The organism is Amycolatopsis sp. NPDC031561 (genome assembly GCF_055580625.1).
The window spans coordinates 247656-271587 of the sequence record NZ_JBVILA010000003.1; the positions used below are offsets into that span (position 1 = coordinate 247656).

Below are 23932 nucleotides of genomic sequence, written 5' to 3' on the forward strand. Positions count from 1 at the left end.
GGTTTCTCCTTCGTCGGTCAGCGCCCCTTCCCGGCGCGGATCGCCGACACCAGCTCGCCGACCCCGCTTTCCTTGAGGACGCTGTAATGGTCGCCTTCGAGCGTGACCACCTCCGGCGGCGTGGCCGAATACCCGGAACTGTTCTCGACGAACGAGTAGTCGTCGCCGTCGGCCTTGAAGAGGGTCACCGGAGCCATGATCCGCCGCCGCGCGAGTTCACGGAAGCCGTAGTCGAACTCGTAGGTCTCCTCGACGATGCGGACGATCCGCCGGATCAGCTGTTCCCCGAGGTCGGGCAGCAGCTTCGCCACGAAGGTCACGAATCCGTCCTCGTCACGGACGGTTTCCCGGCAGGCCAGCGGTTCCGGTCCGGAGATCGACCCGATGAAGACCGACAGCAGGATCGTCAGGTACGCCGGGTTCGTGTAGCCGGCCACCCTTTCCCCACCGCCTTCGACCTCGGGGTTTCCCGGGCAGATCAGCAGCAGTTCGGCCACCCGCTGTCCCTGTCGCTCGAGCTGCCACGCCGTTTCGAAGGCGACCCGCGCGCCGAACGAGTAGCCCCACAGCGTGTACGGCCCCTCCGGCTGGACGCGCCGGATCTCGGCGACGTCGGCCTTCGCCATCTCTTCGACGGTGGCGTAAGGCTTCTCGTCCGCGTTGATGCCATGCGCCTGCACCCCGTAGAACGACCGCCCCAGGCCGATTTCCGTGGCCAGCGACCGGAGATTCATCGGATAGCCGCCGAGTCCCGGCCAGCAGAACACCGGTTCGCCACCACCGGCCGCCAAGGGGACCAGCCGCGACGACGGCCGGGCGGAGTCCTCGCCGATCCGGGCGGCCAGGTCGGCCAGCTTCGGGCACTCGAAGACGACCTGCAGCGGCAGCCGCGTGCCGTACTCGCGATTGATCCGGTTCACCAAGGAGACCGCGGTCAGCGAGTTGCCGCCGGCGGCGAAGAAGTCGTCCCGGACCGAGACGTCGTCGTACTTCAGCGCCTTGCCCCACGCCTCGGCCAGCCACCGTTCGTGACTCGTCGAGGGGGCGACGTACGGCGTGTCACCGCTCGAAGACCGGACGGCGTCGGTCTCCGCCAGCGCCCTGGCATCGACCTTTCCGTTGGCGGTCAACGGCAACTCGTCCAGCACCAGCACCCGGTTGGGGATCATGTAGTCGGGCAGGATGTTCGCGAGCTCGTCCCGGATCATCTCCGCCGGCCCCTTCATGTGCACGGCATCTTCGCGCATCCCTTCGCTGCTCATCTGCTCCGGGCTCACCTTGCCGCCGACGAAGAAGTACGACGGGCCGGGGGCGATCCCCTGCCCGGCGAGGATGTCGTCGATCCGCCGGGCGGCCGGCAGCGGATTGCCACTCTTCGAGCTGTAGCCCGAGGACATGAGACCGAGCGCCGAACCGTTGCGCTGCAGGTGATGCAGCTTCGCGCCGAGGCCGAGGTACTCGAGCCACCCGTCGGCGGTGCGGCTGACCGCGGTGATGCCGAAGCCCGCGCGTTCGTACACCTGCTGGTTGATCGCGATCACGTGCTTGGCTTCGATCAGTTTGCCGGAGATCCGCTCGAAGTCCCCGTCCCGCCAGCGATAGGTACCGGCGGGCAGGCCTTCGACCCGGTCCGGATGGGCTTGCACGAACAGTTCGGTGTCGTCCCGCCGCGGTTCTCCGTCGTTGGCGTGCAAGGAGAACGTGCCGAGGTAGTGGTCGTCGGCGGCGGCACCGAGACGGAGGGCCACCCCGGGGTCGAACGCCGAAGGGCTGATCGTGAGGCCGTACTCGGGCAGGATCTCCTCGAACACCCCGACCATGTGACCGGCTTCGAATTCGAGGACCTCGCGGATGTTGTTCTTGTAGACCGGTTCGATGGCCCCGGTGCGGCCGAGGAAGTGCACCGAATGCCCGGTTCCCGCGCACTCGCCGATCCGGATCAGCGTGTGGTCGATCGGGTGGTAGTAGTAGATACCGGCGCCGAGCCCGTCGAGACCGCTGGTCTCCAGGTACAACTGCGTCGCGTACAGCGCGCCCGGCGAAGCGTAGGAGTACTTCGGCAGCAGCCGTTCGTCGCTCTGGAACCGGCCGAACCATCGCAGCAGCTCACCCAGTTCGGCGAACGCGAGCTCATCGGGTTCACGGGAATGCGTGCTGACCGGGCCCGGAGTCAGGAGCGCGGTGAGATCGTCGCGAGTGACGGCGCCACCCTCGTAGTAGCGATAGGTCTTGCGGGCGAAGACTTCCCGCCGCTGTGAGGCGGTCTCCTGCTTGCCCGGCAGCGCGACGGCCGGAAGGCCCGCGAGGTCACGGACGCCGGGATTCGACAGCTGCGCCTTGACCTGCAGCTTGCTGGCCTTGGACTGGTGGTGCCCGCCGTGGTTGCCCTGGTCCATCACCGCGGCTTCGCGCGGATTCAGTTCCACACACGCGACGAGCGCCTGGGAACCGGTCCTCGCGTCGTCGGTCACCACCGCCGCGGCCCGGCGCACCCACGTGTGCTCCTCGATCGCCACCGCGATCTCGTCCAGCTCGACGCGGTAGCCGCGCAGTTTGACCTGGTTGTCGGCGCGGCCGACGAACTGGATCGTGCCGTCCGGGTTCCAGTAGGCGAGGTCGCCGGTGCGGTACAGCCGTTCGGTCGGCACGAACGGGTTCGGCACGAACCGCTCGCGCGTCTGCTCCGGCCGGTTCAGGTAACCGCGGGCCAGCTGGACACCGCCGATGTACAGCTCGCCCGTCTCCCCGATGTCCACCGGGGCGAGGTCGGTGTCGAGCACGTAGCACTGGGTGTTGTCGACCGGCACGCCGATCGAGATCATCCCGGCGCTCTCGTCGATCGCGTCCGGGTCGACGAGGTGGGCGGTCGCGTTGATCGTGCATTCGGTCGGCCCGTAGAGGTTGACCAGCCGCGCCGACGGCAGTTCACGGGCGAGTTCCTTGGCCAGCTGCCGCGAAAGCGCCTCGCCGCCGGAGAACAGCTTCCGCAGCGTGGTGCAGGTCGCGAAGCGTTCCGTGTCGAGCAACGCCTGCAGCAGCGTCGGAACGCACTGCAGGGTGGTGACGTCGTGCTTCACCACCGTGTCGATCAGCGCTTCGGGATCGCGGAAACCGCCCGGCTCGCTCATCACCACGCGGGCGCCCGCGGCGGGCGCCAGGATCTCCCACTGCGCGGCGTCGAAGCTCATCGGCGTCTTCTGCAGCACCGTGACGTCCGTGCCCAGGTGGCCGCAGGCCTGCAGCCAGCGCATCTGCGACACGACGCTGTGGTGCTCGATCATCACGCCCTTCGGCCTGCCCGTGCTGCCGGAGGTGTAGATGACGTAGGCGAGCGAGTCCGGCCGGGGCCCGGGCGAGAGCTCGCCGGTCTCGCCGCGGGCGTCGGCCACGGACACGATCCGCGTCCCGGCAGGCACCAGCCCGGCGAGCCGTCCGGCGAGGTGCGGCTGCGTGACGACGACGCCGGTGCGGCTGTCTTCGAGCATGTACCGCAGCCGGTCTTCCGGATATTCCGGGGACAACGGCAGATAGGCGGCACCCGCGGCGAGGATGCCCCACGCGCCGATCATCAGGTCCGCGGAAGGCTCGACGTAGAGGCCGACGGGATCGTTCGCGCCGATCCCCAGTCCCGTGAGGTGCCCGGCGAGTTCCCTGCTCGCTTCTTCGAGCAGGCGAAAGGTCAGTTCCCGATCTCCGTCGACGACGGCGATGGCGTCCGGCTGTGTCCTCGACCAGTGCCCGAGCAGATCAGGAAGGCAGGTACCGGAACGGACGCGATGAAGCGGCGTGACGTTGTCGGTCGACGGCATGGTCATCCCCCAGTGCGAATTTCGTGTTTTCTGGTCCTCGGGTCAAAGGAGTGCTGCGGACATCCCGAGATACCCGCCGATAAACGAGAATCCGAACAGCGCCCGGCAGACCATTCTTTGCCTCCCTTTGGGGCGACGGCTCACACCGGCCGCCGGAGTACGCCACAATCGGAAGCATGATTCCGACGTTCGTCTTCGTGCACGGTTCCGGAAGCGCGGCGCACGCCTGGTCGGCGACCCAGCGGGAAATGGCTTCGCACGGCCATCGGTCACTCGCGGTCGATCTCCCCGGCCGAGGGGCGGGGATCACCCAGGCCTACTACGAACAGGACCTCGAGACCTTCGCGGCCGAACCGTCGGTGATGAGCGACCTGACCCTGGACGACTTCACCGGGGTGGTCGTCGACGCCGTCCAGCGGGTGCGCCACCACGGCCCGGTCGTCCTGGTGGCGCACAGTTTCGGCGGGCTTCCGGTCACCGCCGCCGCCAACGCGATCCCCGAACTGATCGACCGGATCGTCTACGTCGCCGCGCAGTGCCCGGTGGACCGCGCCCCCGGGGAGTACGCGGCGCTACCCGCATGGGCGTCCGCCGGGTTCTTTCCCGCGATCGAGCCACTGCTCCTCGGAAATCCGATGGAGCAGGGCTTCGTCCGGGTGAACTGGCGGGGCGCCGACCGCGGGCAGCGCGCCGCCCTTCGCGACGCCGTCGCCGCCGAACTCACCGAGGACGAGTTCCTCCAGGTGATCGTCACGAGCCAGCCGGACGAGGTGTTCTGGCTGATCGGCCCCGAATGGGACGTCCGCGCCGACAAGGATTCCTGGGGCCGGATCCCGCGTACGTTCGTCAAGCTGACCAGGGACCATTCGCTACCACTGGCCGTCCAGGACCTCTACATCGCCGACGGCGACGCGCTCACCCCGGACAACCCGTTCGACGTCCGCGAACTCGCGAGCAGTCACGCCGGTTTCTTCCGGAAGCCCGCCGGACTGGCCGGGATCCTCGACGACCTCAGCCTCCGAGCAGGCGCCGGATTTCGGTGACGGCCGTGCGGCCCGCCCGGTTCGCGCCGACGGTGCTGGCGGAAGGGCCGTAGCCGACCAGGTGCAGCCGCGGTTCGGCGACGACCCTGGTGCCGTCCATCCGGATCCCTCCGCCGGGCCCGCGCAGGCGCAGCGGCGCGAGATGGTCGATGGCGGCACGGAAACCGGTGGCCCACAGGATGATGTCGGCGGGCTCGAAGGTGCCGTCCGCCCACACCACGCCGTCCGGGGTGATCCGCTCGAACATCGGGTGGCTGTCGAGGATCCCCGCTTCCCGTCCCGCCCGAACCTCGGGCGTCACCGCCAGATCGGTCACGCTGACGACGCTCTTCGGCGGCAGGCCTTCCCGGACCCGCCGATCGACCTTGGCGACGACCTCGCGGCCCCAGTCCTCGCTGAACGGCTCGTCGCGCCAGACCGGCGGACGCCGGGTCACCCAGCGCGTCGAGTGCGCGAACGGCGCGATCTCCAGCAGTAGTTGGACGGCCGACGCTCCACCGCCGACCACGACGACGCGCTTGCCGCGGAAGTCGCCGACGCCGGTGTAGTCGGCGGTGTGCACCTGGCGGCCGAGGAAGGTCTCCTGCCCCGGGTAGTACGGCCAGAACGGCCGGTCCCAGGTGCCGGTCGCGCTGATCACCGCGCGGGCGGCCCACGTTTCCGTCGCGCTCGCGACGACCAGCCGGTCTTCCTCACCGCTCACCGACAGGACGTCGACGGGGCGATGGACCGGTAGGTCGTAGGTGCGCTCGAAGCGGCCGAAGTACTCGGAGACGACGTCGGCGGCGGGCAGTTTCGGATCCGGGGTGCCGAAGGCCATCCCGGGGAGGTCGTAGATGCCGTGGACCTTCTCCACGAGCAGCGAAGGCCAGCGGTACTGCCACGCGCCGCCAGGCCGTTTGCCGTGGTCGAGCACGACGAAACCCGCCTCGTTGGCGAATCCCGCGCGGCGCAGGTGATATGCCGCCGACAGCCCGGCCTGGCCCGCCCCGATCACCGCCACGTCGACTTCGTGATCCGCCTTCATACCGGGTTCAACGGCTCACGACGGCCGCTATTTCGCGCCCTGGGTCACAGTCAGCGCTTCAAGGCGCGGACGATCGCGACGATCAGGAGCACCCCGGCGAGGGCCACCAGCACCGGCGCCACCCGTTTGACCACGGACTCGCCCGCGTACTCCATGAGATCGATGGCTTCGCCCTCCGCCACCGGCTTCACCGCCTTCAACGGCGGGCGCTCCGGCGTTTCGGGCTTCGCGGGTTCGGCCTTCGTGGCGAGCTTGCCGGACAGGCAGTCCGCGAACGAGTCGAGGATCTTGCCGCCGACCTCGGAGATCATCCCGCGCCCGAACTGCGCCGGCTTGCCGGTGACCGCGAGCTCCGTGGCGACGGTGCCATGAGTGACGCCGTCCTTCTCGGACAGGGTGAGCGTCACCATCGCCGACGCCGTGCCCGCCCCCCGCGCGTCCTTGCCGGACGCCTTGATCACCACTTTCTTCGCGTCGGCGTCCTTCTCGACGAAGTGGCCGGCTCCCTTGTAGAGCAGGGAGATCGGCCCGAGCTTGACCTTCACCGTGCCTTTGAAGGCGTCCCCGTCGACTTCGGTGACGGTGGCGCCGGGCATGCACGGCGCCACCCGTTCCGGGTCGACGACGGCCTTCCAGACCTCGTCGACCGGGGCGGGAACGGTGAATGCGTGGTCGAGCCGCACGGGCCGACCTCCCTTTCTCTCAAGAACCTGCCGCGGCGAGGACCGCCCGGCCGGTCAGCACCCTGGCGAGATGCTGTCGGTATTCGACGTCGGAGTTGCCGTCCGCCGTCGGGTTCGTGCCTTCGGCCGCGTGTTCGGCCGCGCCGCGGATCGCCTCGGCGGTGGCCGCACAGCCGACCAGCGCCGCTTCGACCCCGGCCGCCCGCACCGGTGTCGAGCCCATGTTGGTGAGCGCGACCCGCGCCTCCTCGATGGTGCCCGCCTCGATGCGGACGCAGGCCGCGACCGCGACCATCGACCATGCCTGCGCGACCCGGTTGAACTTCTCGTAGTGGGCGTGCCAGCCGGTGTGCTTCGGCACGCGGACCTCGACCAGGATCTCGTCCACGGCGAGCGCGGTGGTGAACATGTCCTGGAAGAAGTCCGCCGCGGCGACCGTCCGCCGCCCGCCCGGCCCGGCGACGACGAGTTCGCAGCCGAGCGCGAGGACGGGGGCCAGCAGGTCACCGGCGGGATCGGCGTGCGCGATGGCGCCGCCGAATGTGCCGCGATGGCGGATCTGCGGATCGGCCACCGTGTCGGTGGCGGCCTTGAGCAACGCGGCGTGCCCGGCGATCAGCGGGTCCCGCTGGACGTCGTAGTGCGTGGTCATCGAACCGATGACCAGCGCTTCGCCCTCCTCGCGGACCCCGCGCAGTTCGCCGATCTTCCCGAGGTCGATCAACGTGGTCGGCGTCGCGAGCCGCATCCGCAGCACCGGCAGCAGGCTTTGCCCGCCTGCCAGCACTTTGGCGTCCTCGCCCGCTTCCGCGAGGGCACTGATCGCCTCGTCCACTGTGGACGGAGCGACGTAGTCGAACGGAGCCGGGATCACTGGGCACCTCCGGTTGCGTCGATCGAACCGAGACCGCCTCCGGCTTCGGAGCCCAGCCCGCCCTCGGCGGTCGTCTGGTGCTGGATCGCGTGCCAGACCCGCATCGGGGTCAGCGGCATTTCGATGTCGTTCACCCCGAAGTGCCGGACGGCGTCGACCACGGCGTTGACCACCGCCGGGGTCGAGGCGATCGTGCCGGCCTCGCCGACTCCCTTGGCGCCCAACGGGTTCGTCGTCGACGGCGTCTCGGTGCGGTCGGTGGTGAAGTTGGGCAGATCCGCCGCCGACGGCAGGAGGTAGTCGGCGAACGTCCCGGTGGTCAGCGTCCCACCTTCGTCGTGGACGGCCTCTTCGAACAGCGCCTGCGCGATGCCCTGCGCGAGTCCGCCGTGCACCTGGCCTTCGACGATCAGCGGGTTGACGGCCACGCCGACGTCGTCGACGCAGACGTAGGAGCGCAGCTTCACGCGCCCTGTCTCGGTGTCGACCTCGGCCGCGCACAGATGCGTTCCGTGCGGGAAGGAGAAGTTCTCCGGATCGAACGTGTCCGACGAGTCCAGCGAGGGTTCGACCCCGTCCGGCAGGTCGTGCGCCGAGAACACGGCCCACGCGATGTCCTGGATGGACGTCGAGGAATCCGTGCCCTTGACGGAGAACTTGCCCGCCTCGAATTCGAGGTCGTCCTCGGCGCACTCCATCATGTGCGCCGCGATCGGCTTGGCCTTGGCGAGCACCTTGTCCGCCGCCTTGACCACCGCGACCCCGCCGACCACCAGCGACCGGGAACCGTAGGTGTCCATGCCCTTGTGCGAGGACTGGGTGTCGCCGTGGATGACCTCGATGTCCTCGAACGGCACACCGAGTTTGTCGGCGACGATCTGGCTCCACGCCGTCTCGTGCCCCTGGCCGTGCGCGGAGGCGCCGGTGATCACCTCGATCTTGCCGGTCGGCAGCACCCGGATGTCCGCGTGTTCCCAGCCGCCCGCCGCGTAGTCCAGCGAGCCGAGCACGCGTGACGGCGCGAGACCGCACATCTCGGTGAAGGTCGAGATGCCGATACCGAGCTGGACGGAGTCGCCGGATTCCCGCCGCTCCTTCTGTTCCCGGCGGAGACCGTCGTAGTCGAAGAGTTCCTTGGCCTTGGCGGTGGCGGCCTCGTAGTTGCCCGAGTCGTAGGTCAGCCCGGCCACCGTGGTGAACGGGAACTCCTCGTGCTTGATCCAGTTCTTCTCGCGGAGCTCCATCGGATCCATGCCGAGTTCGACGGCGAGTTCGTCCATGATCCGCTCGATCCCGAACGTGGCCTCCGGCCGCCCCGCGCCGCGGTACGCGTCGGTGAGCGTGGTGTTGGTGAACACGTTGGTGCAGGCGAAGTGGTACGCCGGGAACTTGTAGATGGCGTTGAACATGAACGCGCCGAGGATCGGCACGCCGGGGCCGACGAGGCCGAGGTACGCGCCCATGTCGGCGAGCAGTTCGACCTTGAGGCCGGTCACCGTGCCGTCGCGGTTCGCGGTGATGGTGAGGTCCTGGATCTGGTCGCGGCCGTGGTGCGCGGCGACCATCGTCTCCGAACGGGTCTCGTTCCACTTGACCGGTTTTCCGAGCCGCTGCGCGATCAGCGTCGCCATCATCTCTTCGGGCAGCACGGCGATCTTGCCGCCGAACCCGCCGCCGACGTCCGGCGCGATCACCCGCACCTTGTGCTCGGGGAGGCCGAGCGTGGCCGCGGTCATCGTCTTGAGGATGTGCGGGACCTGGGTGGCCGACCACATGACCAGCTGGCTGCCGGTCGGGTCGACGACGCACGCGCGCGGTTCCATGAACGCCGGCACGAGACGCTGCTGGCGGAACCGCCGTTTGAGGACGACTTCGGACTTCGCGATCGCGTCCTCGACGTCGGATCCCGTTCCCGCGGCGGCGGAATCGAAGACCCAGACGGCGTTCTGGTTGGTGCCGAGATCTTCGTGCACCAGCGGCGCGCCCTCGGCGAGCGCGTTCTCGAGCCCGAGGACGACCGGCAGTTCGTCGTAGTCGACGTCGATCGCTTCGAGCGCGTCATGCGCTTCGGCCGACGTCCTGGCGACGACCACCGCGACACCTTCACCGGCGAAGTTCACCGTGTCCGAGGCGAGGATGGGCCGCCTCGGCGATTTCATGTCCGGCGTGATCGGCCACGCGCACGGCATGCCGATGGCGCTTTCGGGGTCGAGGTCCATTCCGGTGAACACCGCGACGACCCCCGGCGCCGACTTCGCCTCGGAGACGTCGATCGAGACGATCTTGGCGTGCGCGAACGGGCTGCGGAGCACCGCGAGGTGCAGCATGCCGGGGAGGGTCAGGTTGTCGGTCCAGCGCGTCCGGCCGGTGATGAGGCGCTCGTCCTCCTTGCGGCGGCGCGACTTGCCGACCTCCGGTTCGATCGTGGAGGTCATCACTCACCACCCGCGCCGACGCGGGAGGCTGTGTCCGAGGCGAGCCGCTCGGCTTCGGGGCCCGCACCGGGCCGCATCTGATGGGCGGCGTCACGCACCGCGCGGACGATGTTCTGGTAGCCCGTGCAGCGGCACAGGTTGCCTTCGAGTCCTTCTCGGACGGCCTTTTCGTCCGGATCGGGATTGTCGGCGAGCAGGTCGATCGACTGCATGATCATGCCGGGGGTGCAGAACCCGCACTGGAGCGCGTGATTCTCGTGGAAGGCCTTCTGCACCGGATGCAGTTCGCCGTCGCGGGCGAGTCCCTCGATCGTGGTGATCTCGCAGCCGTCGGCCTGGACCGCGAGTACCGAACAGGATTTCACGCTGTGCCCGTCGAGGTGGACGGTGCAGGCCCCGCAGTTGCTGGTGTCGCAACCGACCACGGTGCCTACCTTCCCGACCCGTTCGCGCAGATGGTGCACGAGCAGGGTGCGGGGCTCGACGTCGTCTGTGTAGCTGGTGCCGTCGACGGTGACGGTGATGCGCATCAGGCCTCCAAAAGCAAGAGAAACCCCGCGCTGGTCCGGGGTCGTTCGGGAGCGGCCGGTCATTCGGTTGTCACGGACCGACCCCGGGAGGACCGTGATCGGACTCACAGCCGAGCGTGCTACTTCTGCCCGGCCGGGACAACCCCCACCAGGGGGTGGTTCCCGACCGGGCCCGCAAACGCGTTGCTATTCAGCGGTTTTCTCCGCAGATACGGTTCCGTTAGGACTACTTCAAACGCTCGAGAAAACCGTTGGTGATCAACCACCCGACGTTGACCGGACCCGGTGCGCCGGGCAGCAACGCACCGTCCACTTGATACTGGAATCCCCCGCCCGGCTGGGCGAACCAGGCCGCGATCGGGCCGGAGTGCACGGCGAACGACTTCTTGACCTGATAGGCGTGGTAGTTGCAGCTCGCGCCCGGTGTGGAGTCGAGGCTTTGCGGCGGGATCGCCCGCGAGGCGTACGGGGAGCCCTTCGGCGCGAGGAAGCTGCCGTACTCGCTGCCGTACCGGTCGATCCGCTTGCCCGGCGTCAGTGTGACGACGTACTGGATGGGCGTTCCGTCGGGCCGCAGGACGTAACCGTTCTTGGGCGGGTAGCGCCAGGACGCGGCCGCCGAGTCGTAATAGGTGTCGAGGAAGCTCTGGTGCGGCAGGGTCCCGGTGCGGCGATAGCCGATGAGCTGGAAACCGACGTCGCCCAGCACCGGCAGTTTCTCCGGGCCGAGCCGTTTGTCACCGTGGTGATCGGCGTCCGAACATTCGGTGAGCCGACCGGCTTGTTGTGCGGCGGTTTGTTCGGTACCGGCTTGTGCGGTGGCGGCTTGCGCGGTGACCGGGGCGAGGAGCAGTCCGATGGCGGCGAACACCGTCAAGGTGCGTCTCAGCAACATATTCCGAGCACACCAGCCGCCGCCCGGGGTGGGCAGCGGCTGATCGACTGACGTCACTGAGCCGACCGGGTTGGTCGTGAGTGCTCAGCCCGTCATGCCCAGCACCGAGAGATCCGCGTTCGCCCCGGTGACCACGGTGGCGGCGAACTCGCCGGGGAGGTCGTGCGTCATCAGCGCCGCCAGCCCGGCGGCACCGGCGGGTTCCGGGACGACGCCGAGGGTTTCCGCGCCCAGCCGCATGGCCGTGCGCAGATCGTCGTCGGTGACCAGGACGAAATCGTCGACCAGTGACCGCAGCCGCCGGACGGACTCCGGTTCCGGGGTCCGGATCGAGATCCCGCCGGCGAACCAGTTCGCCCGGTCGACGGTGACCGGCTCCCCCGCTTTCCAGCTCTTCGCCATGGCCGGCGCCGAAGTGGTGCCGACGCCGACGATCCGGACGTCCGGCGAGTGCGCCTTGAGCCAGAGCGCGACCCCGGCGATCAGCGCGCCGTCGCCGACCGGGAGCACGACCGTGTCGATCCCGCTCTCCCGCGCCAACTCCAGGCCGATCGTGCCCGCCCCTTCGGAGATCGCGGGCTCACGGCCGTCGACCACGAAGACGCGATCCGGAGCTTCGGCGGCGAAGGCGGCCGCGGCGACCTTCGCCTCGCCGTCGACCCGGCGCACGCGCGCGCCCAGCGCCTTCATCCGCCGGAGCTTGATCGGGGAGATGTCGATGGGGACGAACACCTCGGCCCGCAGGCCGCGTTTCCCGGCGGCGAAGGCGACGGCCTGCCCGAAGTTGCCGCTCGTGCCGCACACCATCGTGGTGCCCGGCTCCAGCCCGGCGGCGAAGTAGTCCGCGCCGCGGCCTTTGAAGCTGCGCAACGGATTCAGCGTCTCGACCTTCACCAGCACGCGACGCCCGAGGCGCTCGTTCAGCTGTTCGTCGCTGTACTGAGGGGAGTTCAGGAAAACGGGATCGATCACCTTCGCCGCCTCGGCGACGTGGTCCAGTTGCAGGTCGATGTCGGTCATGACGTTCAAGCTAGGCCGGGAGCCGATCATGCCGATTGTAAATTTTCCCGCCCGCGTGCAAAAATCTTGCGTGACTCTCGACGAGATCGACCTCCTGCTGCTCGACCTCGTCCAGGTCGACGCGGCCCGCCCGCTGCACGATCTGGGTGACGCCGTCGGCCTTTCCCCGAGCGCGGTCCAGCGGCGGCTGACCCGGCTGCGTGCCGCGGGCGTGATCCGCGCGCAGGTCGCCGTCCTCGATCCGGAGGCGCTGGGCGCCGGGATGTCCTCGGTCATCCTGGTCGCGCTGACCGACGACGACGTGGAGCATCACGACGCGTTCCGCGAGCGCATGCTGGCCGAGCCCCGCGTCCAGCACTGCTACAGCATCGTCGGGCAGTGGGACTACGTCGTCGTCCTGCTCACCCCGGATCTCAAGGCGAGCCGGTACCTCTCCCGGGAACTGTTCACCGAGCACGTCAAACGGTTCGAGACCCTTCCTGCCTTCGACGTGGTCAAGTCGAGTCAGGCGGTCCCGGTGCCCGGCGTCAGCCGTGGATCCGGCCGCTGAGTTCGGCGAGCCGCGAGCCCGAACCGCTCCACCGCAGTGCGATGATCTCCGCCGCGATCGACACCGCGGTCTCCTCAGGCGTCCGCGCGCCGAGGTCGAGGCCGATCGGTGAAGACAGCCGTTCGAGTTCCGCTTCGGTGACCCCGGCCTCGCGCAGCCGCGAGAACCGGTCGTCGTGGGTCTTGCGCGAGCCCATCGCGCCGACGTAGCCGACGTCGAGGCGCAACGCGACCTCCAGCAGCGGCACGTCGAACTTCGGATCGTGGGTGAGCACGGCGATCGCGGTCCGGCCGTCGACCCGGCCCGCGTCGGCTTCGGCGCGGAGATAGCGGTGCGGCCAGTCGACGACGACCTCGTGCGCGTCGGGGAACCGGCTCTTCGTCGCGAAGACGGGGCGCGCGTCGCAGACGGTGACCTGGTAGCCGAGGTACGCGCCCATCTTCGCCATCGCGGCGGCGAAGTCGATGGCACCGAAGACCAGCAGGCGCGCGGGCGGTTCGAAGGAGTTGACGAAGACCGTCATCCCCTCGCCGCGTCGCTGCCCGTCCGGTCCGTAGTGCAGCGTGCCGGTGCGGCCCGCCACGAGCATTCCGCGCGCGTCGTCGACGACGGCGTCGTCCATCCGCGAGGAGCCGAGCGAACCGGCGACGCGGTCCGGCCAGACGATCAGATGCTCTCCGACCAGGCCTTCCCGCTCGTGCTCGATCACCGTCACGACGGCGACCGGCTGTCCACTGTGGACCGACTCGACGACGTCGCCGAGTTCCGGCATCGACTCGCGGTCGACGTGCTGGACGTAGATGTCGATGATCCCGCCGCAGGTCAGCCCGACCGCGAACGCGTCGTCGTCGCTCACGCCGTAGCGCTGCAGGACGGGGGCGCGTTCGGCGACCACCTGCTGTGCGAGTTCGTAGACGGCGCCCTCGACGCAGCCGCCGGAGACACTGCCGGTGACCGTGCCGTCCGGCGCGACGAGCATCGCCGCGCCCGGGCTCCGGGGTGCCGACGAGAACGTCGCCACCACCGTGCCGACCCCCACCGTTTCACCGGCCGTCCAGCGGCGGTGCAGTTCGTCCAGTACGTCACGCATCGGCGATCTCCACCAGCAGTCGTTCCAAAGTGGCCAAGCTGTGCCCGGCGAGCAGCCGATCGAGGTACGGGAGCGCGGCCACGATGCCGGACTGCACGGGAGCGTAGCCTGCCCGCCCCGCGTGCGGATTCACCCAGAATACGACGTGCGCGAGCCGCCGCAGCCTGGCGAGCTGCTCGCCGAGCAGGCCGGGGTCGCCCCGTTCCCAGCCGTCGGAGAACACGGTGACCACGGAACGCCTGGCCACGCCGCGTTGTCCCCAGCGGTCGAGGAAGGCTCGCAGGGTCTCGCCGAGCCTGGTCCCGCCCGCGAAATCGGGGACCGCGGCGGCCGCGGCGAGCATCGCGTGCTCGGGATCGCGCAGCCGCAGCTGGCGGGAGACCCTGGTGAGCCGGGTGCCCAGGGTGAACACCTCGACCCGGCCGGGGGCACGCCGGGCCACGACGTGCGCGAACCGCAGCAGGGCGTCGGCGTAGGGCCCCATCGAGCCGGAGACGTCGATCAGGAAGACGAGGCGGCGTGGTTTGGTCCCCCTCCGCCGGTACGCCAGGCGCACGGGCTCGCCGCCGCCGGCCAGCATCGCCCGGAGCGTGCGCGACGGATCGAGGGTGCCCCGCCGGGCGGCGCGGCGGCGCGGCGATGACCGCGACGGGAGGGCCGGGCGCAGTTTCGCGAGGAGTTCCCGCAGGTGAGCGCGTTCGGCGATGGTCAGTTCGGCGAGGTCGCGATGTCGCAGGACCTCGTCTTCACTCGCGGCCACGCGGAGCTGGTCGGGCTCCGCGCCGGACTCGCCCTGGCCCGGTGACTGCGCGAGCGTGGCGATCCTGGCGCGCTTCGGGGCCGCCTCCCGGCCTCGCCGCCGTGGCCCGGTTTCCGCCTCGGTGAACCAGCCGTCGAACGCGGCGTCGTAGCGGGGGAGGTCGTCGGGATCGGCGCACAGCGTCAGCCGTCCGGCCCAGTACAGCTGCTCGGGATCGGCCAGGTCGATCTCGCCCACGGCCGCGAGGTACGCCTGCACTCGGTGCGCGTCGCACGGCAAACCGGCTTCGCGCAAAGCCTCCGCGAAGCCGACGAAACCCGCGAGTGGATCGCTCACCCCTCCATTGTGCCCGCGTTTCGTCCTCTAGTTGCGGTAGTTGCACACGCAAGTACCGCAACTAGAGGACGAAACGCGGCGTCAGCGGCGGGCGAAGGCCGGGGTCTTCTCGCGAAGGGGGCCGATACCACCCATGAACGCACTCAGGCCCGTGAGCAGCGGGAACCGGTCCGAGATCCGGAGAGGCAGGGGGATGGTCCGCTCGTCGAGCGTCCCGTCGAGAGCAGGCTCGATGAGCATCTTGTGCTCCCCCAGTTGCATCTTCTGGGTGAGAGTGACGACGAAGTTCCGGCGGCGCTGCACCCGGCCCAGGTCCCGCGCGGTCAGCGTGCCGCGCCGCAGCGGGGCGGCGAGGATCCGCGCGGCCGCCACGGCGTCCTGCACGGCGATGTTGACGCCCATCCCGCCCGCCGGTGACATCGCGTGCGCGGCGTCGCCGATGCAGAGCACCCGCTCGGAGTACCAATGCGGGAGCTTGGACATCCGGACCTTCAGCAGTTTCACGTCGTCCCAATCGCGGATCGCGGCGAGTTCGCCCTCTCCCCAGCCGAACAGGCCACCGATCCGTTCTCGGAACTTCTCGATGCCCTCGGCACGCAGCGCCTCGTCCTGCCCCTTCCGGATCAGGTACGACGTCTGGTAGTACTCGCCGCGGTCCATCGTCATGCCGGCGAGGCCGTTCGCGAAAGAGCCGAACACCTGGGCTTCCTTGCCCGTGTCTTCGAGTTTGGGCACGCGGACCCACCACACGTCCATCGGCACGTCGTACTCGTGCGGCACGAGTCCCGCTTCCGCGCGCACCAGGGAATCCCGGCCGTCGCAGCCGACCACGAGCGACGCGGCCAGTTCCCGTTCCACGCCGTCGGAATCGCGGTAACGCACCCCGCCACCCTCGCGCAGTCCGGTGACCTCGGCGCCCATCCGCAGGGTGAACGTCGGTTCCTCCGCCGCCGCTTCGGCGAGCAAATTCAGGAAGTCCCACTGCGGCACCATCGAGATGTACTTGTACGGCCCGGGAATCCGGCTGAAGTCGGCGGCGACGATCGTCGCGTCGCCGATCACCATCCGCATCTTCTCCAGCCGTTTCGACGGGAGTTCCGCGAACCGTTCGCCGAGCCCGAGTTCGTCGAGCAACATCAAGGTCGGCGGATGGACCGTGTCACCGCGGAAATCGCGGAAGAAGTCCTTGTGCTTCTCGAGAACGGTGACCTCGACCCCGGCTCGCGCCAGCAGGAGCCCGAGCACCATCCCCGCCGGACCGCCCCCCACCACACAGCACTGTGTACGTTCCATAACCGAGTTGTAGCGTGCCCGATGGGCCGTCGCCATGGATTCGGCGTGGAAGAGGACCTAGGTCCTGCCGGAAATCCTCGCTACGGTGACGCCATGTTCTCGTCCCGTGCCGTGCTCGCCGCCTTCCTCGTCTGCGCCCTCGGCGTGGCCGCCGCCCCGGCCGCCTCGGCGACCCCGCCGTCCTCGCCGGTCCCGGTCGTGTTCGACGGCGACTCCGACTTCGCGGACATCGCGACGCTCGCGTATCTGTGCCAAGCGCACAAACAGCGCCGCATCGACCTGCGCGCGGTCACCGTCACCAACAACGGCGCCGGGACCCCGGGGCGCGCGCTGACCCACGTGCGGACGGCGCTCGGGAAATGCGGTCTCTCCGGCATCCCGGTCGCCGACGGTTCCGACCACGGCGTGAACCCGATGCCCGCCGATGGCCGTGCCTGGACCGAAAGCATCCTCAACGGCGCACTCGGTGACGCGGGTGTCCCGGACCGTCCGTCCAAGATCCGCGCGTCGGCGCTGCTCGCCACGACGGTGCTCAAGTCGGCCAAGCCGGTCGTCGTGGTCGCGACCGGCCCGCTCACGAATGTCGCGAAAGCCATGGACGTTCCCGGTGTGGCACAGCGGATTTCACGGCTTTCGGTGATGGGCGGCGCCTTCGACGTCCCCGGCAACGTGTTCGGCCCGGACGCGGGCAAGTTCGACGGCACCCAGGAAGTCAACATGTGGCTCGACCCCGCTTCGGCGGACAAGGTCTTCGCCGGGCTCCGCCGGGTCGACATCGTCCCGCTGGACGCCACGAACGACGTCCCCATCACACCGTCCTATGTGGAGCGTCTGGGCCGGGAAGGCCGGACAGCGGAGGCCAAACTGGTGCACGCGATCGTCACGCAGCCCGATCTCGCACCGTACGTCCAGGACGGAACGGCGTTCTGGTGGGACACGCTCGCCTCGTCCGAGGTGTTCGACGCCGTGAGCCCGGTCAAGCTGCGGACGGCGAAGGTCGACGTGCGACAGGACGGCGCCGCGGCCGGCCGTACTTACGTGACACCGAAGGGAACTTCGCAGCATGTCGGCTACGACGCCGATCCCGTGCTCTACGAGAACGGCTTCCTGAAGATGCTGAACGGCTAGGCCTTCAACCCGGCGATGAGGACCCCGACCATCCGGCGCGCGTCGTAGCGGGGGTCGCTGTCTGCGCCGATGCAGAGGTTCCCGACGCCGCGCATGACCTCGATCGCCTGCAGATCGGAGCGGATCTCACCGGCCTTCGCCGAGGCGTCGAGCAGCTGACCGCACACGGGCAGGAGACGGTCGAGGAAGTAGGCGTGCAACGTCTCGAAACCGGTGTTGTCCGCCTGGAACGCCCCGGCGAGGCCGTGTTTGGTGACCAGGAAGTCGACGAAGAGGTCGATCCAGCGGCGCAACGCCTCGTACGGCGAAGCGCTCGACGCCAGCAGTTCCGGCCCGGCCTCGGCGCAGGCGTCGACCTGATGCCGGTAGACGGCGATGATGAGGTCGGCCCTGGTCGGGAAGTGCCGGTAGATCGTGCCCATCCCGACGCCCGCCTTGGCCGCGATGTCGCGGACCGGCGCCTCGACGCCCGAAGTGACGAAGACCGCGGCAGCCGCGTCGAGCAGGATCTTCTCGTTGCGCCGGGCGTCCGCACGTTTGGCCTTGGTGCCCTCTTCACTCATCACGCCACTCCTTCGGTTGCCAAACGGAACAGTGCTCCGTATCGTTAGCGGAGCAACGTTCCGCTTGCTTGCTCATTTTGCCATGGAGGACACCGTCATGCAGTACCGCACCTTGGGCAGAACCGGCGTGCAGGTCAGCACGCTCGCGCTCGGCGCGATGAACTTCGGCGCGATCGGGCGCACCACCCAGTACGAGGCCACCGCCATCGTCGACGCCGCGCTCGCGGGCGGGGTCAACTTCATCGACACCGCCGACATGTACAGCGCGGGCGAGTCGGAGAAGATGGTCGGCAAGGCCATCGCCGGCCGCCGCGAGGACCTCGTGCTGGCCACGAAGGCGACCATGCCGATGGGCGACGATCGCAACCACCAGGGCGCGTCACGCCGCTGGCTGGTCACCGCGCTGGACAACAGCCTTCGCCGCCTCGGCGTCGATCACGTCGACCTCTACCAGATCCACCGCTGGGACCCGAAGACCAGCGACGAGGAGACCCTTTCGGCGCTGACCGATCTGCAGCGCGCAGGGAAGATCCGCTACTTCGGTTCGTCGACCTTCCCCGCGTACCGCGTCGTGCAGGCGCAGTGGGCCGCCTGCGAAGCCCGCCTGAGCCGGTATGTCACCGAGCAGCCCAGCTATTCGATCCTGCAGCGCGGTATCGAAACGCACGTTCTTCCGGTGACCGAGGAGTACGGGCTCGGCGTGCTGGTGTGGAGCCCGCTCGCTTCGGGCTGGCTTTCGGGCGCCGTCCGCGAGGGCCAGGAGATCACCACCAACCGCGCGAAGAGCCGGCCGCAACGCTTCGACCTCGCCATCCCGGCCAACCGGGCCCGGATGGAGGCCGTCGAACGCCTGGCCAAGGTCGCCGACGAGGCGGGCCTGACGCTGATCCAGCTCGCGCTCGGGTTCGTGACCGCCCATCCGGCCGTGACCAGCGCGATCATCGGGCCGCGCACGCCGGTGCACCTCGAGTCGCAACTCGCCGCCGCGGACACGGTGCTGGCCGCCGACGTCCTCGACGCGATCGACGAGATCGTCGCTCCCGGCGTCGACCTCGCGCCGGACGAGAAGATGGACACCCCGCCGTCGCTGCTCGACGCGTCGCTGCGGCGGCGCTGACCCGGCTCAGGCGAGCAGTTTGTCCAGTTTGGCGCGGACCCTGTCGAGGTCTTCGCTGTACTTGAGGACCGAACCCAGGGTTCGCGCGCCGGTCGCGGCGTCCAGTTCGGACATCCCGAGGGCGAGAAGCGCCTGAGCCCAGTCCAGGGATTCCGCCACTCCGGGCGGCTTCAGCAACTCCATCGCCCGGAGGCGCTGCACCGCCGTCGCGACCTGCACCGCGAGCCCTTCGCCCAGACCCGGGATCTTGCGGCGCAGGATCTCGATCTCACGGGCGAGGTCCGGGTGTTCGAGCCAGTGATAGAGACAGCGGCGTTTCAGCGCGTCGTGTACCTCCCGCGTCCGGTTGGAGGTGAGCACCACGAGCGGCGGATGTTCGGCACGCACCTCGCCGAACTCGGGGATCGTCACCGCGTTCTCGTCGAGGAGTTGCAGCAGGAAGGCTTCGAACTCGTCGTCGGCCCGGTCGATCTCATCGACCAGCAGGACACACGGCGCGGTCTGCAACGCCTTCAGCAGCGGCCGGGAGAGCAGGAAACGTTCGGTGTAAAGGGACTGCTCGGCGGCCTCGACATCGAGGCCGCCGTCACCCGCGGCTTCGAGCGCCCGCAAATGCAGCAACTGGCGGGGGAAGTCCCATTCGTACAGTGCCTGCGCCGCGTCGATCCCCTCATGACATTGGAGCCGGATGAGCGGCAGGTCCAGCGCTTCGGCCAGCCCCAAGGCGAGCGAGGTCTTGCCGGTGCCCGGTTCGCCCTCGCAGAACAGGGGGCGGCCGAGCCGCAGCGCGAGGAACCCGGCCGTGGCGATGCCGTCGTCGGCGAGGTAGCCGACCGATTCGAGGGCTTCGGCCAGTTTCTCCGGCGATTCGACGGTCACTTCCCGATCGTATGCCTCGGGGAGCGCGAGATCAGCCAGGAAGGTCCTCGCGGCGGTCCACGTCGTGTCCGGTGCCGAGGTCGCCGCATTCGACGAGCCGCAGGTCCGGGCGTCCCTTCAGCCAGTCTCGCGCGCCTTTGTCCCCGGACGCGCCCGCCACGATCCCCGGCCACCAGCGGCGGCCGAGCACGACGGGATGACCGGGAACACCGTCGTAGGTGGCGCGCGCGACAGTGTTCCCGTCGGCTCCGGCGGCGACTCGGCGCACCACGTCGGCACCGACGCCGGGCAGATCCACGAGGTGCACGACGGCGGCTTCGGCGCCGCTCATTTCCAGTGCGCTCAGGCCCGCGCGGAGTGACGCGCCCATGCCGGACTCCCAGTCTCCGGCCACGACGGCGACGTCAGGGTTCGGCAACAGCCTGCGGACTTCCTCGGCGGAGGCACCCAGGACCACCCGGACCGGTGCGCAGCCGGCGTCGGCCAGCACCCGCAAGGCCCGAATGACGAACGGCTCGCCGTCGAGGACTGCGAGCGCCTTCGGCCCGCCGAACCGGCGCCCGGCCCCGGCCGCGAGCAGCAGCCCGGCGACCTCAGCCATGCCCTGCCTTCGTGTGTCCTGCCTTGGTCGGCGGCGCCGACGCCAGATCGGCCTCGATGGCCTGTGCCGCCACGAGCAGCGACGGCAGCAGTTCGCGCTCGACCGACTCCGGGGTCGTGCGGCTGGCGTGGGTGGAGAGGTTGACCGCGGCCACGACCCGGCCCCGCCGGTCCCGGATCGGCGCGGCGATCGAGCGGAGACCTTCTTCGAGCTCCTGGTCGACCATCGCGTAACCCTGCCGGTAGACCCGCTTCAGCTCGGCGATCAGGTCCTGCTGCCTGGTCAGCGTGTGCGCGGTCAGTTTCTCGAGCTTGGCCGCGTCGAAGTAGTCGTGCAGGTCTTCGCCTTCGAGACCGGCCAGCAGAACGTGCCCCATCGAGGTCGCGTGGGCGGGGAAGCGGGTGCCGACGTTGATGCTGACGGTCATGATCCGCGAAACGGCCACGCGCGCGACGTAGACGATGTCCAGGCCTTCCAGCACCGAGACCGAACTCGACTCGTGCACCTCGGCGGACAGCCGTTCCAGATGCGGCTGGGCGACCTCGGGCAGCGACAGGCTCGACAGGTACGAGTAACCGAGTTCGAGGACCCGCGCGGTGAGCGAGAAGTACTTGCCGTCCGTGCGCACGTATCCCAGGTCGACGAGGGTCAGCAGGAACCGGCGGGCGGCCGCCCTGGTCAGCCCGGTGGAGCGGGCGACGTCGCTCAGCGTGAGTTCCGCCGCGTCCGCGTTGAACGCCTTGATCACCGCCAGCCCGCGTTCCAGCGACTGGACATGGTGCGCTCCGCGCTCGGTCACCTCGCTTTCGTCCATACCGGAACCCTAACCGCCACCCTCTTCCTGGGCCGCAGGCTCACCGAGTTCGGCCAGCACCCGCTGGGCGACGGCGAACGCCGCGTTGGCGGCCGGGGCGCCCGTGTAGACGGCGGTGTGCAGCAGGACCTCGGAGATCTCCTGCGCGGTGAGTCCATTGTGGACGGCGGCCCGGACGTGCATGGCCAGTTCGTCATGGGCGTGCAACGCGGTGAGCGCGGCCAGGGTGACGCAGCTGCGGGTCTTGCGGTCGAGTCCGTCGCGCGACCAGACCGAACCCCAAGCGCCCTGGGTGATGTAGTCCTGGAACGGGCGGCTGAACTCGGTGGTGCGGGCGACCGCGCGGTCGACGTGCGCGTCGCCGAGGACTTCGCGGCGCACGCGCATGCCGGTCTCGTAGGGATCTTCGCTCATCGGCCCACCTCCAGTTGTTCGAGGATCAGCGCGGTGAACCGCTCCGGCTGTTCGAAGCTCCCCAGATGCGCGGCGCCTTCGACGACCTCGAGCCGCGCGTCCGGAATGCCGTCCGCGATCACTTCGGCGTGCTGGACCGGGGTCGCCGGATCCTCGGCCCCGGCGATGACCAGGGTCCGCGCCGAGATCTTGGGCAGGTCACCGACGAGGTCCATCCGTTCGATGGCCTCGCAGGACGCCGCGTACCCCTCGGCGGGGACGTTCGCGATCATCTCGCGCAGGAACGCGACCTGCTTGGGATAGGCGGCGGCGTACCCGGCTGTCACCCAGCGGCCGGCCCCGGCTTCGGCGACCGAACCGGTGCCGTTCTCCCGGACCGTCCGTGCCCTGTCGGCCCACATTCGCGGCGGTCCGAGTTTCGCGGACGTGCAGCACAGCGTGAGGCTCTCGATCCGGTCCGGCGCGTTCACGCCCAGCCACATCCCGGTCATCCCGCCGAGCGAGAGCCCGACGAAGTGAGCGCGTCCGACGCCGTGCTCGTCGAGCAGTGCGAGCAGATCACCACCGAGATCCTCCAGCGCGTACGGCCCGGGCGGCACCGGGGACGCGCCGTGCCCGCGAGTGTCGTACCGGATCACCCGGAACCCTTGGGCCACCAAGGGTTCGACCTGCGGCTCCCACATGCGGTGGTCACTGCCGAGCGACCCGCTGAAGACCACGACCGGACCGTCCTCGGGCCCTTCCGCGACGCTGTGCACCTTCACCGGCTCAGACATCGAAGAACACCGTTTCCCCTTGGCCCTGGAGCCGGATGTCGAACCGGTAGCCGTCGCCGGTCGCGGTGGCGATCAGCGTGCCCCGGCGGGCCTCCGGCACCGAGGCCAGCACCGGGTCCTGGGAAGTGTCGTCGTCCTCGAAGTAGATCCGGGTGACGACGCGGTGCAGCAGCCCGCGGGCGAGCACCGAGACGTCGATGTGCGGCGCCTGGGAGCTGCCCGCCGGACCGGGCACCACGCCGGGCTTGATCGTCCGGATCTCGTAGTTGCCACCAGGATCGGTCGGGCAGCGGCCGAAGCCCCGGAACCCGCTCTCGACCGCTCCGCGCGGATCGTCGGGGTGATCGAACCGGCCGTCGGCGTCGGCCTGCCAGGTCTCGATCATCGCGTCCGGGACCGGTTCGCCCGCGCCGTCGAGGACCCGGCCGTGGATACGGATCGCGGCCGGTTCGCCCGCGGGGACGACGTCCGGCCCGTCCGGCCAGGGCAGGCCGATGGACAGATACGGGCCGACGGTCTGAGAGGGCGTCGTCTCCGGCATCAGTGCTCGTCCTCCTCGTCCTCGAAGACCGACGCCTCTCGGCCGCGCACGACGATGTCGAACTGGAAGGCCAGTGCCCACTCGGCTTCGGTGCGGTCGAGGTCGAACCGCGCGATCATCCGCTGCCGGGCCTTCTCGTCCGGAATGGAGTTGAAGATCGGGTCCTGCGAGAACAGCGGGTCTTCCGGGAAGTACATCTGGGTGACCAGCCGTTGGGTGAACGCGCTGCCGAAGACGGAGAAGTGGATGTGCGCCGGCCGCCAGGCGTTGTCGTGGTTCTTCCACGGGTACGCGCCCGGTTTGATGGTGGTGAAGGTGTAGCGGCCCTCGCCGTCGGTCAGCGTCCGGCCCGCGCCGTCGAAGTTGGGGTCGATCGGCGACGGCCAGCGGTCACCGGTGTGCCGGTACCGGCCGCCCGCGTTCGCCTGCCAGATCTCCACGAGCGAATCCCGGATCGGGTGCCCGTCGCCGTCGAGCAGCCGCCCGGTGACGATGATCCGCTGTCCCTGAGGCTCGCCCTCGTGCCCCTGGGTGAGGTCGTTGTCGAACTCGCCGATCCGCCCCGGCCCCAGCGCGGGCCCGGTGACCTCGGTCAGCAGATGCGGGAGCACGATCAGCGGCTCCTGGGGGTGCCGCAGTGCCGTCGACCGGTAACCGGCGTAGTCGAGCGGCGGATGCGTCCCTTCCGGATCGCGCCGGTAGCGCGGGAGCCTCAGTTCTGCGGGTGCGGACATGCTGCCTCCTCCAGGCGCGG

The 23932-nt window shown here is 69.4% G+C and carries 23 protein-coding genes; 4 read left to right on the top strand and 19 right to left on the bottom strand.

What is annotated here, in order from left to right; translation table 11 throughout:
• Window positions 1–17: 17 nt before the first annotated feature.
• Window positions 18–3809: a non-ribosomal peptide synthetase family protein gene (locus ACZ5IK_RS10290; RefSeq protein ID WP_465487438.1), complete on the bottom strand. Its 3792-nt coding sequence runs from the start codon at window positions 3807–3809 to the stop codon at window positions 18–20.
• A 176-nt stretch (window positions 3810–3985) separates the two neighbouring features.
• On the opposite strand from ACZ5IK_RS10290, the gene ACZ5IK_RS10295 reads away from it, so the two are divergent.
• Window positions 3986–4852, top strand: coding sequence for an alpha/beta fold hydrolase (locus tag ACZ5IK_RS10295; RefSeq protein ID WP_465487439.1), 867 nt, complete (start codon window positions 3986–3988; stop codon window positions 4850–4852).
• On the opposite strand, the gene ACZ5IK_RS10300 is transcribed toward ACZ5IK_RS10295, so the two are convergent.
• The 7 genes from ACZ5IK_RS10300 to ACZ5IK_RS10330 all read right to left on the bottom strand — a co-directional run bounded on the left by ACZ5IK_RS10300 (window position 4821) and on the right by ACZ5IK_RS10330 (window position 12316).
• Window positions 4821–5879, bottom strand: coding sequence for an NAD(P)-binding domain-containing protein (locus ACZ5IK_RS10300; protein WP_465487440.1), 1059 nt, complete (start codon window positions 5877–5879; stop codon window positions 4821–4823). The genes ACZ5IK_RS10295 and ACZ5IK_RS10300 overlap by 32 nt on opposite strands.
• Before the next feature lie 50 nt (window positions 5880–5929).
• On the bottom strand, window positions 5930–6562 hold the full coding sequence (locus ACZ5IK_RS10305) for an SRPBCC family protein (protein WP_465487441.1): 633 nt from the start codon (window positions 6560–6562) through the stop codon (window positions 5930–5932).
• Between the two features lie 19 nt (window positions 6563–6581).
• A complete protein-coding gene (locus ACZ5IK_RS10310; RefSeq protein WP_465487442.1) occupies window positions 6582–7436 on the bottom strand; it encodes an FAD binding domain-containing protein in 855 nt (284 codons plus the stop codon).
• Window positions 7433–9871, bottom strand: a complete 2439-nt coding sequence (locus tag ACZ5IK_RS10315; RefSeq protein WP_465487443.1) for a xanthine dehydrogenase family protein molybdopterin-binding subunit — start codon at window positions 9869–9871, stop codon at window positions 7433–7435. Before ACZ5IK_RS10315 ends, ACZ5IK_RS10310 begins: the two co-directional genes overlap by 4 nt.
• Window positions 9871–10401 (bottom strand): (2Fe-2S)-binding protein, encoded by a 531-nt coding sequence (locus ACZ5IK_RS10320; RefSeq protein ID WP_101609727.1) that lies wholly within the window; start codon window positions 10399–10401, stop codon window positions 9871–9873. The genes ACZ5IK_RS10315 and ACZ5IK_RS10320 overlap by 1 nt, the downstream gene beginning before the upstream one ends.
• 226 nt (window positions 10402–10627) lie before the next feature.
• On the bottom strand, window positions 10628–11296 hold the full coding sequence (locus ACZ5IK_RS10325) for a TNT domain-containing protein (protein ID WP_465487444.1): 669 nt from the start codon (window positions 11294–11296) through the stop codon (window positions 10628–10630).
• An 84-nt stretch (window positions 11297–11380) separates the two neighbouring features.
• On the bottom strand, window positions 11381–12316 hold the full coding sequence (locus ACZ5IK_RS10330; RefSeq protein WP_465487445.1) for a threonine ammonia-lyase: 936 nt from the start codon (window positions 12314–12316) through the stop codon (window positions 11381–11383).
• Window positions 12317–12386: 70 nt separating this feature from the next.
• Between ACZ5IK_RS10330 and ACZ5IK_RS10335 the strand changes: the two genes are divergently transcribed.
• Window positions 12387–12866 carry an Lrp/AsnC family transcriptional regulator gene (locus ACZ5IK_RS10335; RefSeq protein WP_465487446.1) on the top strand — a complete coding sequence of 160 codons (480 nt, stop codon included), beginning with the start codon at window positions 12387–12389 and terminating at the stop codon, window positions 12864–12866.
• On the opposite strand, the gene ACZ5IK_RS10340 is transcribed toward ACZ5IK_RS10335, so the two are convergent.
• From ACZ5IK_RS10340 to ACZ5IK_RS10350, 3 genes are all read right to left on the bottom strand, one after another.
• Window positions 12844–13956: an XdhC family protein gene (locus ACZ5IK_RS10340; protein WP_465487447.1), complete on the bottom strand. Its 1113-nt coding sequence runs from the start codon at window positions 13954–13956 to the stop codon at window positions 12844–12846. The genes ACZ5IK_RS10335 and ACZ5IK_RS10340 overlap by 23 nt on opposite strands.
• Complete coding sequence (locus ACZ5IK_RS10345; protein ID WP_465487448.1) at window positions 13949–15052, bottom strand: vWA domain-containing protein; 1104 nt, start codon at window positions 15050–15052, stop codon at window positions 13949–13951. Before ACZ5IK_RS10345 ends, ACZ5IK_RS10340 begins: the two co-directional genes overlap by 8 nt.
• Before the next feature lie 81 nt (window positions 15053–15133).
• On the bottom strand, window positions 15134–16345 hold the full coding sequence (locus tag ACZ5IK_RS10350) for an FAD-dependent oxidoreductase (RefSeq protein WP_465487449.1): 1212 nt from the start codon (window positions 16343–16345) through the stop codon (window positions 15134–15136).
• Between the two features lie 93 nt (window positions 16346–16438).
• Here ACZ5IK_RS10350 and ACZ5IK_RS10355 point away from each other — a divergent pair, with 93 nt between their 5' ends.
• Window positions 16439–17473, top strand: coding sequence for a nucleoside hydrolase (locus ACZ5IK_RS10355; protein ID WP_465487450.1), 1035 nt, complete (start codon window positions 16439–16441; stop codon window positions 17471–17473).
• Here the strand turns inward: ACZ5IK_RS10355 and ACZ5IK_RS10360 are convergent.
• Window positions 17470–18036 carry a TetR/AcrR family transcriptional regulator gene (locus ACZ5IK_RS10360; RefSeq protein ID WP_465487451.1) on the bottom strand — a complete coding sequence of 189 codons (567 nt, stop codon included), beginning with the start codon at window positions 18034–18036 and terminating at the stop codon, window positions 17470–17472. The genes ACZ5IK_RS10355 and ACZ5IK_RS10360 overlap by 4 nt on opposite strands.
• 97 nt (window positions 18037–18133) lie before the next feature.
• On the opposite strand from ACZ5IK_RS10360, the gene ACZ5IK_RS10365 reads away from it, so the two are divergent.
• Window positions 18134–19153 carry an aldo/keto reductase gene (locus ACZ5IK_RS10365; RefSeq protein WP_465487649.1) on the top strand — a complete coding sequence of 340 codons (1020 nt, stop codon included), beginning with the start codon at window positions 18134–18136 and terminating at the stop codon, window positions 19151–19153.
• A 6-nt stretch (window positions 19154–19159) separates the two neighbouring features.
• On the opposite strand, the gene ACZ5IK_RS10370 is transcribed toward ACZ5IK_RS10365, so the two are convergent.
• Genes ACZ5IK_RS10370 through pcaH form a run of 7 tightly spaced genes read right to left on the bottom strand, consistent with a single transcriptional unit; the run spans window position 19160 to window position 23912 of the window.
• Window positions 19160–20032: an AAA family ATPase gene (locus ACZ5IK_RS10370; RefSeq protein ID WP_465487452.1), complete on the bottom strand. Its 873-nt coding sequence runs from the start codon at window positions 20030–20032 to the stop codon at window positions 19160–19162.
• A 31-nt stretch (window positions 20033–20063) separates the two neighbouring features.
• Window positions 20064–20633, bottom strand: coding sequence for a nucleotidyltransferase family protein (locus ACZ5IK_RS10375; RefSeq protein WP_465487453.1), 570 nt, complete (start codon window positions 20631–20633; stop codon window positions 20064–20066).
• Window positions 20626–21447 carry an IclR family transcriptional regulator domain-containing protein gene (locus tag ACZ5IK_RS10380; RefSeq protein WP_465487454.1) on the bottom strand — a complete coding sequence of 274 codons (822 nt, stop codon included), beginning with the start codon at window positions 21445–21447 and terminating at the stop codon, window positions 20626–20628. The genes ACZ5IK_RS10375 and ACZ5IK_RS10380 overlap by 8 nt, the downstream gene beginning before the upstream one ends.
• 9 nt (window positions 21448–21456) lie before the next feature.
• A complete protein-coding gene (gene pcaC, locus ACZ5IK_RS10385) occupies window positions 21457–21861 on the bottom strand; it encodes a 4-carboxymuconolactone decarboxylase (RefSeq protein ID WP_465487455.1) in 405 nt (134 codons plus the stop codon).
• Complete coding sequence (gene pcaD, locus ACZ5IK_RS10390; protein ID WP_465487456.1) at window positions 21858–22637, bottom strand: 3-oxoadipate enol-lactonase; 780 nt, start codon at window positions 22635–22637, stop codon at window positions 21858–21860. Before pcaD ends, pcaC begins: the two co-directional genes overlap by 4 nt.
• A complete protein-coding gene (pcaG, locus tag ACZ5IK_RS10395) occupies window positions 22630–23178 on the bottom strand; it encodes a protocatechuate 3,4-dioxygenase subunit alpha (RefSeq protein WP_465487457.1) in 549 nt (182 codons plus the stop codon). Before pcaG ends, pcaD begins: the two co-directional genes overlap by 8 nt.
• A complete protein-coding gene (gene pcaH / locus ACZ5IK_RS10400) occupies window positions 23178–23912 on the bottom strand; it encodes a protocatechuate 3,4-dioxygenase subunit beta (protein ID WP_465487458.1) in 735 nt (244 codons plus the stop codon). The genes pcaG and pcaH overlap by 1 nt, the downstream gene beginning before the upstream one ends.
• Window positions 23913–23932: the final 20 nt, after the last annotated feature.

Excerpts from the sequence above, each read along its gene's own strand:
- ACZ5IK_RS10290 (WP_465487438.1), bottom strand. The coding sequence starts at position 3,809 with ATGCCGTCGACCGACAACGTCACGCCGCTTCATCGCGTCCGTTCCGGT.
- ACZ5IK_RS10295 (WP_465487439.1), top strand. The coding sequence starts at position 3,986 with ATGATTCCGACGTTCGTCTTCGTGCACGGTTCCGGAAGCGCGGCGCAC.
- ACZ5IK_RS10300 (WP_465487440.1), bottom strand. The coding sequence starts at position 5,879 with ATGAAGGCGGATCACGAAGTCGACGTGGCGGTGATCGGGGCGGGCCAG.
- ACZ5IK_RS10315 (WP_465487443.1), bottom strand. The coding sequence starts at position 9,871 with ATGACCTCCACGATCGAACCGGAGGTCGGCAAGTCGCGCCGCCGCAAG.
- ACZ5IK_RS10320 (WP_101609727.1), bottom strand. The coding sequence starts at position 10,401 with ATGCGCATCACCGTCACCGTCGACGGCACCAGCTACACAGACGACGTC.
- ACZ5IK_RS10325 (WP_465487444.1), bottom strand. The coding sequence starts at position 11,296 with ATGTTGCTGAGACGCACCTTGACGGTGTTCGCCGCCATCGGACTGCTC.
- ACZ5IK_RS10330 (WP_465487445.1), bottom strand. The coding sequence starts at position 12,316 with ATGACCGACATCGACCTGCAACTGGACCACGTCGCCGAGGCGGCGAAG.
- ACZ5IK_RS10340 (WP_465487447.1), bottom strand. The coding sequence starts at position 13,956 with ATGCGTGACGTACTGGACGAACTGCACCGCCGCTGGACGGCCGGTGAA.
- ACZ5IK_RS10350 (WP_465487449.1), bottom strand. The coding sequence starts at position 16,345 with ATGGAACGTACACAGTGCTGTGTGGTGGGGGGCGGTCCGGCGGGGATG.
- ACZ5IK_RS10355 (WP_465487450.1), top strand. The coding sequence starts at position 16,439 with ATGTTCTCGTCCCGTGCCGTGCTCGCCGCCTTCCTCGTCTGCGCCCTC.
- ACZ5IK_RS10360 (WP_465487451.1), bottom strand. The coding sequence starts at position 18,036 with ATGAGTGAAGAGGGCACCAAGGCCAAACGTGCGGACGCCCGGCGCAAC.
- ACZ5IK_RS10365 (WP_465487649.1), top strand. The coding sequence starts at position 18,134 with ATGCAGTACCGCACCTTGGGCAGAACCGGCGTGCAGGTCAGCACGCTC.
- ACZ5IK_RS10375 (WP_465487453.1), bottom strand. The coding sequence starts at position 20,633 with ATGGCTGAGGTCGCCGGGCTGCTGCTCGCGGCCGGGGCCGGGCGCCGG.
- ACZ5IK_RS10380 (WP_465487454.1), bottom strand. The coding sequence starts at position 21,447 with ATGGACGAAAGCGAGGTGACCGAGCGCGGAGCGCACCATGTCCAGTCG.
- pcaC (WP_465487455.1), bottom strand. The coding sequence starts at position 21,861 with ATGAGCGAAGATCCCTACGAGACCGGCATGCGCGTGCGCCGCGAAGTC.
- pcaD (WP_465487456.1), bottom strand. The coding sequence starts at position 22,637 with ATGTCTGAGCCGGTGAAGGTGCACAGCGTCGCGGAAGGGCCCGAGGAC.
- pcaG (WP_465487457.1), bottom strand. The coding sequence starts at position 23,178 with ATGCCGGAGACGACGCCCTCTCAGACCGTCGGCCCGTATCTGTCCATC.
- pcaH (WP_465487458.1), bottom strand. The coding sequence starts at position 23,912 with ATGTCCGCACCCGCAGAACTGAGGCTCCCGCGCTACCGGCGCGATCCG.